The sequence below is a fragment of the Mesorhizobium sp. 113-3-9 genome (assembly GCF_016756515.1).
GTDB lineage: Bacteria > Pseudomonadota > Alphaproteobacteria > Rhizobiales > Rhizobiaceae > Mesorhizobium.
The window spans coordinates 7,524,879-7,538,309 of record NZ_AP023246.1 but is presented as its reverse complement, the minus strand read 5'-3'; the positions used below and the strand labels follow the sequence as shown (position 1 = coordinate 7,538,309).

General features: G+C 63.2%; 12 protein-coding genes and 1 riboswitch. Of the genes, 8 read left to right on the top strand and 4 right to left on the bottom strand.

What is annotated here, in order from left to right; translation table 11 throughout:
• Positions 1-126: 126 nt before the first annotated feature.
• The 3 genes from MesoLj_RS35965 (at position 127) to MesoLj_RS35955 (ending at position 3,337) form a co-directional block, all read left to right on the top strand.
• Positions 127-1,392 carry an ATP-binding protein gene (locus tag MesoLj_RS35965; protein WP_140775444.1) on the top strand — a complete coding sequence of 422 codons (1,266 nt, stop codon included), beginning with the start codon at positions 127-129 and terminating at the stop codon, positions 1,390-1,392.
• Positions 1,393-1,506: 114 nt separating this feature from the next.
• Complete coding sequence (gene phoU, locus MesoLj_RS35960; RefSeq protein ID WP_202324640.1) at positions 1,507-2,232, top strand: phosphate signaling complex protein PhoU; 726 nt, start codon at positions 1,507-1,509, stop codon at positions 2,230-2,232.
• Between the two features lie 97 nt (positions 2,233-2,329).
• Positions 2,330-3,337, top strand: a complete 1,008-nt coding sequence (locus tag MesoLj_RS35955) for a magnesium and cobalt transport protein CorA (protein WP_140775442.1) — start codon at positions 2,330-2,332, stop codon at positions 3,335-3,337.
• Positions 3,338-3,398: 61 nt separating this feature from the next.
• On the opposite strand, the gene MesoLj_RS35950 is transcribed toward MesoLj_RS35955, so the two are convergent.
• Positions 3,399-3,917 carry a GcrA family cell cycle regulator gene (locus MesoLj_RS35950; protein WP_202324639.1) on the bottom strand — a complete coding sequence of 173 codons (519 nt, stop codon included), beginning with the start codon at positions 3,915-3,917 and terminating at the stop codon, positions 3,399-3,401.
• Positions 3,918-4,274: 357 nt separating this feature from the next.
• Here MesoLj_RS35950 and MesoLj_RS35945 point away from each other — a divergent pair, with 357 nt between their 5' ends.
• The 3 genes from MesoLj_RS35945 to MesoLj_RS35935 all read left to right on the top strand — a co-directional run bounded on the left by MesoLj_RS35945 (position 4,275) and on the right by MesoLj_RS35935 (position 7,534).
• Positions 4,275-5,474, top strand: coding sequence for an aspartate aminotransferase family protein (locus MesoLj_RS35945; protein ID WP_140775440.1), 1,200 nt, complete (start codon positions 4,275-4,277; stop codon positions 5,472-5,474).
• A 16-nt stretch (positions 5,475-5,490) separates the two neighbouring features.
• Complete coding sequence (argF, locus tag MesoLj_RS35940; protein WP_140775439.1) at positions 5,491-6,402, top strand: ornithine carbamoyltransferase; 912 nt, start codon at positions 5,491-5,493, stop codon at positions 6,400-6,402.
• Positions 6,403-6,502: 100 nt separating this feature from the next.
• Positions 6,503-7,534 (top strand): Hsp33 family molecular chaperone, encoded by a 1,032-nt coding sequence (locus tag MesoLj_RS35935; RefSeq protein WP_140775438.1) that lies wholly within the window; start codon positions 6,503-6,505, stop codon positions 7,532-7,534.
• 224 nt (positions 7,535-7,758) lie between these two features.
• On the opposite strand, the gene apaG is transcribed toward MesoLj_RS35935, so the two are convergent.
• On the bottom strand, positions 7,759-8,151 hold the full coding sequence (gene apaG, locus MesoLj_RS35930) for a Co2+/Mg2+ efflux protein ApaG (protein ID WP_027146773.1): 393 nt from the start codon (positions 8,149-8,151) through the stop codon (positions 7,759-7,761).
• 298 nt (positions 8,152-8,449) lie between these two features.
• Between apaG and MesoLj_RS35925 the strand changes: the two genes are divergently transcribed.
• Positions 8,450-9,601 (top strand): ceramide glucosyltransferase, encoded by a 1,152-nt coding sequence (locus MesoLj_RS35925; RefSeq protein WP_202324638.1) that lies wholly within the window; start codon positions 8,450-8,452, stop codon positions 9,599-9,601.
• 33 nt (positions 9,602-9,634) lie between these two features.
• Here MesoLj_RS35925 and MesoLj_RS35920 read toward each other — a convergent pair whose 3' ends face one another.
• Positions 9,635-10,825 (bottom strand): O-succinylhomoserine sulfhydrylase, encoded by a 1,191-nt coding sequence (locus tag MesoLj_RS35920; protein WP_202324637.1) that lies wholly within the window; start codon positions 10,823-10,825, stop codon positions 9,635-9,637.
• Positions 10,826-10,882: 57 nt separating this feature from the next.
• Positions 10,883-10,960: riboswitch (SAM riboswitch) on the bottom strand.
• 98 nt (positions 10,961-11,058) lie between these two features.
• Between MesoLj_RS35920 and MesoLj_RS35915 the strand changes: the two genes are divergently transcribed.
• Entirely contained in the window at positions 11,059-12,153 is a 1,095-nt protein-coding gene (locus MesoLj_RS35915) for a 2'-deoxycytidine 5'-triphosphate deaminase (RefSeq protein WP_202324636.1), read from the top strand.
• A gap of 37 nt (positions 12,154-12,190) precedes the next feature.
• Here the strand turns inward: MesoLj_RS35915 and araD1 are convergent, their stop codons facing one another.
• On the bottom strand, positions 12,191-13,183 hold the full coding sequence (gene araD1 / locus MesoLj_RS35910) for an AraD1 family protein (protein ID WP_140775434.1): 993 nt from the start codon (positions 13,181-13,183) through the stop codon (positions 12,191-12,193).
• Between the last annotated feature and the right edge of the window lie 248 nt (positions 13,184-13,431).

Sequence of the window (13,431 nt, the reverse complement as noted above, 5' to 3'; positions counted from 1 at the left end):
TGATTTTGCGCATGATCCTTTCCGAGAATCGATTCCCGATTTACGGGATCATGCGCGGAGCGGTCCAGCGGAAGTTTCCGCTGCCGCACGACCGGTGGGACGGCATGGGGGCGGGCGCGCGAGGGAATGACTGATCTGGACGCAGGGCAGAAAGGCATGGCGCAAATCCTGGCCGCCCGGCTGTGGAACAGCCGCTGGCTGCTCGCTGCCGGTGTCGCCGCGGTTCTGATCGCCTTTGCCTTCGCGGGCATTTCCGCCTACGTGCTGATACCAGCGCTGCTCTTGTTGCTTGCGGCGGCTATGCTGCCGGCCGCGGGCCTGCGCCAGTCCGCCGAGGGTGCCGCCGCGATCGAGACGATCGGCCTGCAGCGCCTGTCGGGCGAATATCTGGCGGCGGCCGTCGCCGACCCGCTCATCATCTTCGACCATGCCGCCACCATCGTCCATGCCAACGCCGCCGCGTTTGCCGCCTTTGGCGGGATCGCACCGGGCATATCGCTGCCACTGAAATTCCGGGCGCCGGAAATGCAGACCCTGCTCGACAGCGTGTTGTCGGGTGCCCTCGCCTCGGATGTCGTCGACTATACCGAGAAGCTGCCGGTCGAGCGGGCCTACCGGGTCAGCGCGTCCTCGGTCGGGCACCGCACCGATCTCTATGTGCTGGTGTTCAAGGATCAGAGCGAGACGCGGCGGATCGACCGCATGCGCGCCGACTTCATCGCCAATGCCAGCCACGAGTTGCGCACTCCGCTGGCCTCGATCGCCGGTTTCATCGAGACGCTGCGCGGACCTGCCCGCAACGATCCGGCGGCGCGCGAGCAATTTCTGCAGATCATGCAGAACCAGACCGGCCGCATGGCGCGGCTGATCGACGACCTCCTGTCATTGTCTCGGCTTGAGATGAAACCCTATCTGAAGCCCGGGACGGAGGTCGACCTGCGCCAGACCGTCGACAGCGTCATCGATTCGCTGGCCCCGCTTGCCCGCGAAAACAGCGTTGCCATCGAGCGCGATTTCGCCAAGGGGCCTCTCAATGTGCCGGGCGATCGCGACGAGCTGTTCCAGGTTTTCGAGAATCTCCTGGAAAACGCCTGCAAATACGGGCAGTCGGGCGGCCGCGTCCTGGTGTCGATCGCGCGCGGCGACCTCGATTCCGAACCCGGCATCGACGTGACGATCCGGGATTTCGGCCCCGGCATTCCCGAGGAACACATTCCTCGCATCACCGAGCGCTTCTATCGCATCGATGCCGAGACCAGCCGGACCCAGAAAGGCACCGGCCTCGGCCTGTCGATCGTCAAGCATATTCTGACACGCCATAACGCCAGGCTGACGATCAAATCCGAGGTCGGCAAGGGCGCCGCCTTCTCGGTTCATTTGCCGACGCACTGATCTCGCCCTAGTTTTCCCCTGGACCGTTTCTTTTTTCTGTCATCCCGCTAGCGTATCAGCGGGGATTCGAGGAAACGACTCAAAGCAAAGAACCCGTGGGAAGGCATTTCATTCATGCAGTCCGTACACATCATGAGCGCCTATGACGAGGAGCTGAAATATCTGTCGAAGCGCATCGCCGCTATGGGCGGCCATGCCGAGCGCATGGTCGAGCAGGCGGTCGCCGCTCTGGTCAATGCCGATCCGGGACTGGCCCAGAAAGTCATTCGCGATGACGCCGTGCTCGATGATGGGCAGCGCGAGATCGACGACAAGGCGATCATCATCATCGCCAAGCGCCAGCCGATGGCGACGGACCTGCGCGAGATCGTCGGCGCCATCCGCATTTCCGCCGATCTCGAACGGGTCGGCGACCTCGGCAAGAACGTCGCCAAGCGCGTGGTCGCCGTCATCGACGGCCGCCAGCCAACCAGCTTGTTTCGCGGCCTAGAGGCCCTGGCAAACCTGGCGCTGACGCAGCTCAAGGAAGTGCTCGACGTCTATGCCTCGCGCTCGGTCGACAAGATCGGCTTCGTGCGCGATCGCGACGACCAGATCGATGCTATGTACACGTCGCTGTTTCGCGAATTGCTGACCTACATGATGGAGGATCCGCGCAACATCACGCCCTGCACGCATCTCCTGTTCTGCGCCAAAAACATCGAGCGCATCGGCGATCATGCCACCAACATCGCCGAAACCATCTATTACATCGTCACGGGCGACCAGATGCCGGCCGAGCGGCCGAAAGGCGACAAGACCGACAAGATAAGTCTTTCCGCGACGGTGCCGGCGAAATGAACGCTCTTCCTCTCGAACGCTAGATCATATTGCGCTAAACTATCCCGGCGTTAAGCTTCTCAGGCCTTGATAAAGGTCCTGCCTTCAGGAGGCTGCGATGGAATATGTCCGAGAGTTCAAGCCCGCGGCGCCAACGTCAGGCATCATCGCCTCCAGTGTCTACACCGCCGGGCGGCGTATCGCCGATATTCCGATCGAGGAAGCCGGCGACTGGGCCAAGAAATCGGGACACGTCGTCTGGATCGGGCTGCTCGAACCGGACCGTGACCTTCTGCTGCGCGTCCAGGCACAGTTCCATCTGCACGAACTGGCGATCGAGGATGCCGAGCATCCGCACCAGCGGCCCAAGCTCGAGCAATATGGTGACGCGCTGTTCATCGTCGCCCGCACCGCGCAGCTGATCGAAGGACGGGTGACCTTCGGCGAGACGCATCTGTTCGTTGGCTCGGGCTATATCGTCAGCGTCAGGCATGGCCCGTCGACTTCCTACGCCGCCGTTCGCCAGCATTGGGAAAGCTGCCCGCATTCACTGGCCAAGGGCGAGGATTTCGTCCTCTATGCCATTCTCGATTTCATCGTCGACAACTACATGCCCGTGCTCGAGCAGATTGAGGACGAGGTCGAGGCGATCGAGGACAAGGTCCTGCTGAAGCCGATGACCGGTCCAGACATCGAGCGGCTCTATATGCTGCGCCGCGATCTCCTGCGCCTGCGCAATGCAGCGCTGCCGCTGGTGGAAGTCTGCCGCCGGCTGACCAGCGCCGACCTGCCGCAAATCCATTCAGCCATGCACCCGCTGTTTCGCGACGTAACCGACCACATCCGCACCGTCCAGGAAAAGATCGACAGTTTGCGCGAGGTGCTGGCCTTCGCGTTCGAGGCAAGCCTGCTGGTCGGTCAGAGCCAGGAAACGGCGATCTCGAAGAAACTTGCCTCCTGGGCGGCCATCCTGGCGGTGCCAACGGCATTCGCCGGCATCTACGGCATGAACTTCACCGACATGCCGGAACTGAAGATGGAATATGGCTACCCGATGGTGCTGGCCACCATCGCGGCGATCTGCGCGTTTCTCTACTGGCGGTTTCGCAAGAATGGATGGCTGTGAGGTGAGTCAGTAGAAATTAGTAAGTAGTGAAACTCACTACTCACTACTCACTACTCCGCGCTCAGCGATTGCGTCTGCGCTCCGCCGCCGGCTGGAAGGCCACGCGGGCGTGGTATTTGCAATAGGGACCGGTTTCGGCGGCTTCGTTGCCGCAGAAGTTGAAGTCCTCCGACAGCGGATCGCCATTCGGCCATTTGCAGGTGCGCTCGGTCAGCTCGACGAGCTGCAAATGCCGTGAGATCGGTACCACCACATTCTCGACCGGGCGGATATAGTGTCGCGCCACCGGCTCGGCGTCGAATTGCGTCTGAAGGGCGGTCGCGCCGATCGATGTCGTGACATGGCGAGCCGTGGTTGCGGCGCGCGCCACCGATTTCTGGACGGTCGAGCCCTGTGTCGCCTTCTTCTGGCGTGCCGGCGTCGCCGTTGCACGACCGCGGCCCGACAGCTTCAGCCGGTGGACCTTGCCGATGACGGCATTGCGGCTCACCCCTCCAAGCTGGGCGGCAATCTGGCTTGCGCTCAGACCCTCCGACCACAGTTTTCTGAGAAGTTCGACCCGCTCGTCAGTCCAGTTCATGAGACCGCGCTCCTGCTAAGCGTGCGGCAATCGGAATCCACTCCCGACCCAGCACCACTGCTGGGGCAGACACCACATATATCTGGTGATTAGGTCCGCCGCACGAAATCTAGTTATTTCTCGATTACAATTACCTTATGCGCTGACTCGGTGACAAGAGTCCCAAGTGCAACACGAATCGGTTTTTTCGGTTTTCCCCAACTTGCCCGGTCGCTTATGAGCCGGCGTCACGTCGGAGGGCTTGCCGCGCGCACTACGCGACGTTTTCGTTGACTTCATGGCCGAAAAACACGATAAGCCGCACAAGGCCGCCGCTTTGGCGGCTTTTTTGATTTTCCGGTACCGGAGACGCATATAATGAGCGGTTCGGCGCTTTACGAGACCTTTGCTCGCGCACCCCTGGCTTTCGACCACGGGGAAGGCACTTGGCTGGTTACCGACAAGGGCGAGCGATATCTCGATTTCGCCGGCGGTATCGCGGTCAATTCGCTCGGCCACAGCCATCCGCATCTGGTCGCGGCGCTGACCGAGCAGGCCGGCAAGCTCTGGCACGTCTCCAACCTCTATGAGATCCCGGGACAGAGCCGGCTTGGCGAGCGCCTGGCCGATGCCACCTTCGCCGACAAGGTGTTTTTCACCAACTCCGGCGCCGAGGCGCTGGAATGCGCGATCAAGACGGCGCGGCGCTACCACTTCGTCAAGGGGCATCCCGAGCGCTTCCGCGTCATCACCTTCGAAGGCGCCTTCCATGGCCGCACGCTGGCGACCATCGCGGCCGGTGGCCAGTACAAATACCTCGAAGGCTTCGGACCCAAGGTCGAAGGCTTCGACCAGGTCGGCTTTGACGACATCGATGCCGCCGAGAAGGCGATCACGCCGGAAACCGCCGCGATCCTCATCGAACCGGTGCAGGGCGAGGGCGGTATCCGCCCGGTACCCACACAATCGTTGAAGCGGCTGCGCCAGCTCTGCGACCAGCACGGCCTGCTCTTGATCTTCGACGAGGTCCAGTGCGGCATCGGCCGCACCGGCAAGCTGTTCGCGCATGAGTGGACGGGCGTGACGCCCGACATCATGGCGATCGCCAAGGGCATTGGCGGCGGCTTCCCGATGGGCGCGTGCCTGGCCACCGACGAGGCCGTGGTCGGCATGACGTCGGGCGTGCACGGCACCACATTCGGTGGAAATCCGCTGGCCATGGCTGTCGGCAATGCGGTTCTCGACGTGGTGCTCGAAGACGGCTTCCTCGAGGATGTCCAGCGCAAGGCATTGCTGCTGAAGCAAGGCCTGGCGGCGATCGCGGACGAGTTTCCCGATGTCATCGAAGGCATCAGGGGCACCGGCCTGATGCTTGGCCTCAAATGCGCCATGCCCAACACCAAGGTGAACATGGCGCTGCGCGACCAGCATTTGCTGGCGGTTCCGGCCGGTGACAACGTCATCCGCCTGCTGCCGCCGCTCACCGTCACCGACGCCGAGATCCACGAAGCGCTCAACCGCATCCGCGCTGGTGCCAAGGGCCTGGCGGACGCCATTGCCGTGGCCGCCGCGAAGTAATTCCGGAATATTGCTGATGTCAGTTCGCCATTTTACCGATCTTTCCACCGTTTCCGAGGGCGACCTGCGCTTCATGCTGGACGACGCGGTGGTGCGAAAGGCGCGCCTGAAGGCCGGCGAGCGGACCAAGCCGCTCGAAGGCAAGGTGCTGGCGATGATCTTCGACAAGCCGTCGACCCGCACACGCGTTTCCTTCGACGTAGGCATGCGCCAGCTTGGCGGCGAGACCATCATGCTGACCGGTACCGAAATGCAGCTCGGCCGCTCAGAAACCATCGCCGACACCGCCAAGGTGCTGTCGCGCTATGTCGACGCGATCATGATCCGCACCACCTCGCATGAGCGGTTGCTGGAACTGACCGAGAACGCAACCGTGCCGGTGATCAACGGGCTGACCGACGACACTCACCCCTGCCAGCTGATGGCCGACATCATGACCTTCGAGGAGCATCGCGGTCCGGTTGCCGGCAAGACCATCGCCTGGACCGGCGACGGCAACAATGTGCTGCATTCGCTGCTCGAAGCGTCTGCGCGGTTCCGCTTCAACCTCAACGTCGCCGTTCCCGAAGGCAGCGAGCCGGCGCAGAAGCATGTCGACTGGTCCAAGGCGCATGGCGGCAAGCTGCATTTCACCCGCTCGCCCGAGGAAGCCGTCGACCAGGCCGATTGCGTCGTCACCGACTGCTGGGTGTCGATGGGCCAGGAGCATCGCGCCCGCGGCCACAACGTCTTCTCTCCTTATCAGGTCAATGCCAAGCTGATGGCGCATGCCAAGCAGGACGCGCTGTTCATGCACTGCCTGCCGGCGCATCGCGGCGAGGAAGTGACCGACGAGGTCATCGACGGACCCCATTCGGTGGTCTTCGACGAGGCCGAGAACCGGCTCCACGCCCAGAAGGCGGTGCTCGCCTGGTGTCTTGGTGCTTGAGATGAAGTGTCTGGGCGCTTGATCTGCGGGGGCGCGATGCCTATCTGCGCCGCATCACGCAAATCAAGCGCGTTTGGACGCATGCACCCCAGGGGGCGGCATGGCCGCGCCCTGGAGCTTTGTCATGTTGGAAACGCATCAAGTGACTGAACATCACCCCAAACTCGGCGAGTTCGGCTATGCCGGCGACGACCATGTCGTGCCTTTCGAGGTCGGTCCGCTCGACGTGCGCGGTCGCACGGTCCAGCTCGGGCCGATGCTCGACGCCATCCTCAGCCGCCACGACTATCCCGAGCCGGTCGCCCGCCTGCTGGCGGAAGCCTGCGTGCTGACGGTGCTGCTCGGCACCTCGCTCAAATTCGAGGGCAAGTTCATCCTGCAGACCCGCACCGACGGGCCGGTCGACATGCTGGTGGCGGATTTCACGACGCCTTCGGCGCTGCGCGCCTATGCGCGCTTCGATGCCGATAGGCTCGAGGCCCTCGTCGCGGCAGGCGAGACGTCCCAGCAGACGCTGCTCGGCAGCGGCGTGCTGGCGCTGACCATCGACCAGGGTGCCCACACGCAGCGTTATCAGGGCATCGTGCAACTCGACGGCGAGACGCTGGAGGACGCGGCGCGCACCTACTTCCGCCAGTCGGAACAGATTCCGACGGATATCAGGCTCTCTGTCGCCAAGCTTTTGACGCCAGGCCCTGGTGGCGCGCGCGAACAGTGGCGTGCCGGTGGTATCCTGGCGCAGTTCCTGCCGCAGTCCCCCGAGCGCATGCGCGTTCCGGACCTGCCCGGCGGCGACGGCGATCCGCGCGACGAGATCCACGATCCGGCCGACAATTCCTGGCAGGAATTGCTGGCGCTGCTCGGCACCATCGAACCGACAGAGCTGATCGATCCGACGATCGGTGCCGAGCGGCTGCTCTATCGCCTGTTCCATGAGCATGGCGTGCGCGTCTTCGGCGGCGTCCCCGTCGCCGACCAGTGCTCGTGCTCGCGTGACAAGATCCGCGGCATTCTCGAGGGCTTCTCCGCGCAGGAGATCAAGGACTCGACCGAGGACGGCGGCATCCACGTCGCCTGCGAATTCTGCTCGAAGCAATATGACTTCGACCCGGCGGAATTCGCGGCGCAGTAAAGGAAGCTTCCTTCTCCCCGCCACTATCGGGGAGAAGGTGCCGGCAGGCGGATGAGGGGCAGCGCGAACTTTGGCAAAGTGGCCGCGCGTAGACCCGCCACGTGCGTGAAAGATAATCTCATCAGTTCGGCGCCGCCCCTCATTGCCCTGCCGGGCATTTCTCCCCTTGTAGTGACGGGGAGAAAGACGCTGTCGCCGATGACTTCGCTAATCGCCTGACTGCCCTAATTCACCGTCCGTCTCGTTCCCGGCAGATCCAGCGAAAAGGCCGGGATGGCGATGTCGAATGTCTCGCCGCGCTTGTTGCGCATCGTATAGCGCCCGACCATGATCCCTGACGGCGTCGAGAGCGGGCAGCCCGACGTGTATTGATAGCTGTCGCCGGGATTGAGTTCGGGCTGGTCGCCGACAACGCCGGGGCCTCGCACTTCCTCGACCCGGCCGGCGCCGTCGGTGATGTGCCAATAGCGCGACAGAAGCTGCACGAATTCGTCCGACTGATTGTCGATCGTTATCTGGTAGCCCCAGACATAGCGGTTCTCGGAAGGATCCGAACGGTCCTCGAGATAGAACGGCCTGACCTGCACTTCGATGTTGCGCGTGACGGCGCGGTACATAAGCGGCTCCAAAACGATATCGAGCATGATCCCGAAAAGTGGACCGGTTTTCCCGGCCAAACGGTTTCCGCCTGTCCAAAGATCATGCTCAAACAAACAAAACTTTCGGCCCTCCAGGCGAGGAGGTCAACGTGCGCGTCTTGTCGCGCTCGTCCTCGAAAGGCAGGTGCCGGCAAAGAATGTCATTTAAGTGACACATGACAATGGTGGTGTGCGCGAACCGAGCGACTCGGCGCTCTGTCGAACTGTTGAAAGCGGCCACACCGCGGCCCGTCTCTTCTGGAGCGCCCAGATCTCGATGGAACTCACTATCATAGCCGCCTCGCTTTCGACTGCTCTTATCCTTTCAAACGCTGCCAGCATCGCGCTGGCCGCCTCACAGCTGAAACGGCGCACTACGATCTCGCCGCCAGCCGGCAAATCGCAGCCGGTGTCGATTGTCGTGCCGTCGCGTGGCGTCGAGCCGTTCACGCACGAGACGCTGGAGCGCGCCTTCTCGCTCGACTGGCCGCGCTACGAGTTGATCTTCTGCGTTGCCCATGCCGATGATCCGGTGGTCGGGTTGATCAGACAAGCCATTGCCCGTTTCCCCAAGCTGCCGGCCCGGCTGTTGATCGGTGACGATCGCGTCAGCGCCAATCCCAAGCTCAACAATTGCGTCAAGGGTTGGGAAGCCGCGCGGCACAAATGGGTCATCCTGGCTGATTCCAACGTGCTGATGCCCGGGGATTACATCCAGCATCTGATGGCGGCGTGGCGGCCAAACACGGGCCTTGTCTGCTCGACGCCGATCGGCTCGCGGCCGGATGGCTTCTGGGCCGAGGTCGAATGCGCCTTCCTCAACACCCTGCAGGCCCGCTGGCAGTATGCCGGTGAGGCGCTCGGCCTTGGCTTTGCCCAGGGCAAGAGCATGCTTTGGAACAAGCCGATGCTGGATGCCAATGGCGGCATCCGCGCGCTGGCCGCCGAAATCGCCGAGGACGCCGCCGCGACCAAGCTGGTCAATGGGCTCGGCCTGCGCGTCAATCTCGTCGCTTCGCCCTTCGAACAGCCGCTTGGCCGGCGCACGCTTGGCGAGATCTGGTCGCGCCAGGCCCGCTGGGCGCGCCTGCGCCGCGTCACCTTTCCGCTGTTCTTCGCGCCTGAAATCCTGACCGGCGCGGTGGTGCCGCTGGTGCTTGCGCTGGTTGCGGCGGCAAGCGCCGGCTTCAGCCTGCCGCTGACGGCCGTCGCTGTGCTGGCGGCCTTCTACTTCCCTGAATGTGCACTGTGCTGGTCCAAGGGCTGGTACCTGTCGCCGCGCATGGTCGCGGCGATCGTGGTGCGTGACCTGATCCTGCCGGCGATGTGGGCACGCGGCTGGCTCGGCGGCGCCGTCGACTGGCGCGGCAATGCGATGACCATCGGCACCAAGGTAGCCGAACTTGAAGAGGCACCGTCGCGAGCCTGAACCCGCCGCAGGCGACGCTGCCTGGACGGCCTGCTATTTGGCGGCTTTCAACGCCTCGGCGATGTCTTCCAGAAGGTCGTCAGTGTCTTCCAGGCCGGCCGACAACCTCAACGTACCAGGCCCGATGCCGAGTTCGGCGCGGGCCTCATCGCTCAAATTCTTGTGCGTCGTCGTCGCCGGATGGGTGATCAGGCTCTTGGCGTCGCCAAGGTTGTTCGAGATCAGCACGATGTCGAGTGCGTTCTGCAGGGCGAAGGCTGCCTGCTTGCCGCCCTTGACATCGAGGCAGATCAGCGTCGAGCCACCCGACATCTGCTTCTTGACGATATCGGCCTGCGGGTGGTCGGCGCGGCCGGGATAGATGACACGAGCAATCTGCGGCTGTTCGGCGAGAAAATCGGCGATCCTGCCGGCGCTCTCGGTCTGCTGGCGCACGCGCAGCGGCAGCGTCTCCAGGCCCTTCAGCAACGTCCAGGCATTGAAGGGCGACAGGCTGGGGCCGGTGTGGCGGAAATAGTCGTGCAGGTTCTCGTCGATCCACTTCTTGTCCGACAGGATCACACCGCCGAGGCAGCGGCCCTGGCCGTCAATGTGCTTGGTCGCCGAATAGACGACGATGTGCGCGCCAAGCTGCAACGGCTTTTGCTGCAAAGGCGTGGCGAAGACATTGTCGACGACAAGCCGCGCGCCGATTGAATTGGCAAGCGCGGCGACGGCTGATATGTCGACCACTTCCAGTGTCGGGTTGGTCGGGCTTTCCAGGAAGAACAGCTTGGTGTTTGGCCTGACCGCTTTTTCCCAATTGGCGATGTCGGTGCCGTCCACCAGCGTGGCCTCGATGCCGTATCGCGGCGCCAGCGTCTCGACCACCCAGCGGCAGGAGCCGAACAGCGCGCGCGCCGCCACGATATGGTCGCCGGCCTTGACGCTGCACAGAAGGGCCGCCGTCACCGCGGCCATGCCCGACGCCGTGGCGCGCGCATCCTCCGCGCCTTCGAGCGCGCACATGCGCTTTTCGAACATGTCGACGGTCGGATTGGCGTAGCGCGAATAGATGAAACCCGGTTCCTCGCCCTTGAAACGGGCTTCGGCCGCCTGCGCCGTTTTGTAGACATAGCCCTGCGTCAGATACATCGCCTCGGAGGTTTCGCCGAAGCCGGAACGTAGGGTTCCGCCATGCACGAGGGCTGTCTGAGGCTTCCAGTTGCGCTTCTTGGTGCTCATCGCTTTTGTTCCAGACACAAAAAAACCGGCCGCGAAAGTCGCAACCGGTCCATACGGCCTTGCGGCCCAACGGTCCTTTAGCGACTTGTTTAACGTGGCTGCAAGCCGACCGGCCAAATCACCACGGGATAACGACCCTTTAGACCCGTCCCACGCTTGCGTCAATTGCCGGCTTCATTAAGAGGTTTGTACCAAGCGGGTTCCGACAAAGCCTGCCCTCTAGGAGCGAAGCCTTGCGAGAGACGGGCATTCTTCCCGATCAGGACATTTCGGCGCTGTTCCAGTCCGGCGCGCTGAAGTCGCCGCGCGCGCTCGATGCCGACCAGATCCAGCCGGCCAGTCTCGATCTGAGACTCGGCGACAGGGCCTGGCGGGTGCGGGCCTCCTTCCTGCCCGGCCCCAATCACAAGGTTTCGGAGAAGCTCGACCGGCTGAAGCTGCACGAGATCAATCTTGCCGACGGCGCGGTGCTGGAGACCGGCTGCGTCTACATCGTGCCCTTGCTCGAAAGCCTGGCATTGCCGGCGGAGATTTCCGCCTCGGCCAATCCGAAGAGCTCGACCGGGCGGCTTGACATCTTCACCCGTGTCATGACCGACCGAGGCCACGAGTTCGACAAGATCGCCGCCGGCTACAATGGTCCGCTCTATCTGGAGGTCAGCCCACGCACCTTCCCGATCGTGGTGCGCACCGGCTCACGCCTGTCGCAGATCCGCTTCCGCACCGGCAATGCGCTGCTCTCGGAAGCCGAGCTGCACGAACTCCATCGCGCGCAAATGCTGGTCGCCACCGAGCCGCCTAACATTTCCGGCGGCGGCATCGCGCTGTCGATTGATCTCAATGGCGACAGTGACGGGCTGGTCGGCTACCGCGGCAAGCATCACACCGGTCTCGTCGACGTCGACAAGCGCGCGGCGCAGGATGTCGTCGATTTCTGGGAGCCGATCCACAAGAGCGGCGCGGGCGAACTGGTGCTCGACCCCGACGAATTCTACATCCTCGTCAGCCAGGAAGCGGTGCACGTGCCGCCGCTCTATGCCGCCGAGATGACGCCGTTCGACCCTCTGGTCGGCGAATTCCGCGTCCACTATGCCGGCTTCTTCGACCCGGGCTTCGGCCATTCGGCGGCCGGCGGCACCGGCAGCCGGGCCGTGCTGGAGGTGCGCAGCCATGAAGTGCCGTTCATCCTCGACCATGGCCAGATCGTCGGCCGGCTGGTCTACGAGCACATGCTGAAGCGCCCGCAGGCGCTCTACGGCACCGATCTGGGCTCCAACTACCAGGCGCAAGGCCTGAAGCTGTCCAAGCACTTTCGCACCGCGCGCTGATACTGCCAATCTCCCCCACGAGGGGGGAGATCACCACTCACAGCGCCTTTACAACCACCTTCACCGGCTTTTCGATCTCCAGCGGATTGCGCAGCGGCAGGCCGAAATCCCCCGCCTCGATCTCGAACACATCGCCGGCCTCGGTCTTGACCCCGTCGGCGAAGGACAGTGTCGCGGTACCGAACATATGCACATGCACGTCGCCCGGCTGGCGGAACGCCGAATATTTGAAATGGTGATGTTCGAGATTGGCGATGGTGTGCGACATGTTCGCTTCGCCCGACAGGAACGGTTTTTCCCACAGCATCTTGCCGTCGCGTACGATGCGCGATGTGCCGCGGATGTCGGAAGGCAGGTCGCCGATCAGGATCTCCGGCCCGAACGAGGCATTGCGCAGCTTGGAATGGGCGAGGAAGAGATAGTTGACGCGCTCGGTCACGTGGTCGGAAAATTCGTTCGACAGCGTGAAGCCGACACGGAAGGGCGCGCCGTCGTCGCCGATGACGTAGATGCCGGCGACCTCGGGTTCCTCGCCGGCGTCCTTGGCGAAGGCCGGTGACAGGAGTGCCGCACCTGGGGCCACGGCCATGGTGCCGTTGCCCTTGTAGAACCATTCCGGCTGCACGCCGACCTGGCCTTTGGCGGGCTTGCCGCCCTCCAGGCCCATGCGGAACATCTTCATGGAATCGGTGAGCTGCTCCTCGCCATCGGTGCTGAGCTTCTTGTGCATGGAATCGCGCGTCGCCGCCGAGCCGAGATGCGTCAAGCCCGTGCCGGTGAGATGCAGGTGAGCCGGATCGGGATGGTTGATCGGCGACAACAGCCGCCCCTTTTTGTAGGCGGCGTCGAGATCGATCGTCTCGCCAAGCCCCTTGCGCTCGATCAGTGTGGCAAGGCCGACGCCGGTGCGGGCAGCTTCCATCGCCAGCGAATAGACGCTGCGGGCGCCGTTGATGATCCGGGTCTTGCCGCCGCTGCGGGCCACGACACGAATGGTCTCGGCGTCGTCGAGAATCTGCGAGATCAGCATGATCAATCCTCTCTTATCTGCTTGCCTTTTGACAAACCTTGACCTGCGCGGCTCGGACCTCGCCGCGCCACGGGTGAAATTCTTCGTCCGGATTGCGCTCGCGGGCTTGATCCCCTGGGGGACTTCTTGATGCCGACTATTTGCCGGCGTCATCGCGATCTAGACCCGTATGCCTTCCTTGTTGCCTCGCGGGAGCGGTTCGGCTTTGAGGAACCGAGCCGCTCCCGGTATTTTGTTTCTGTGCAATT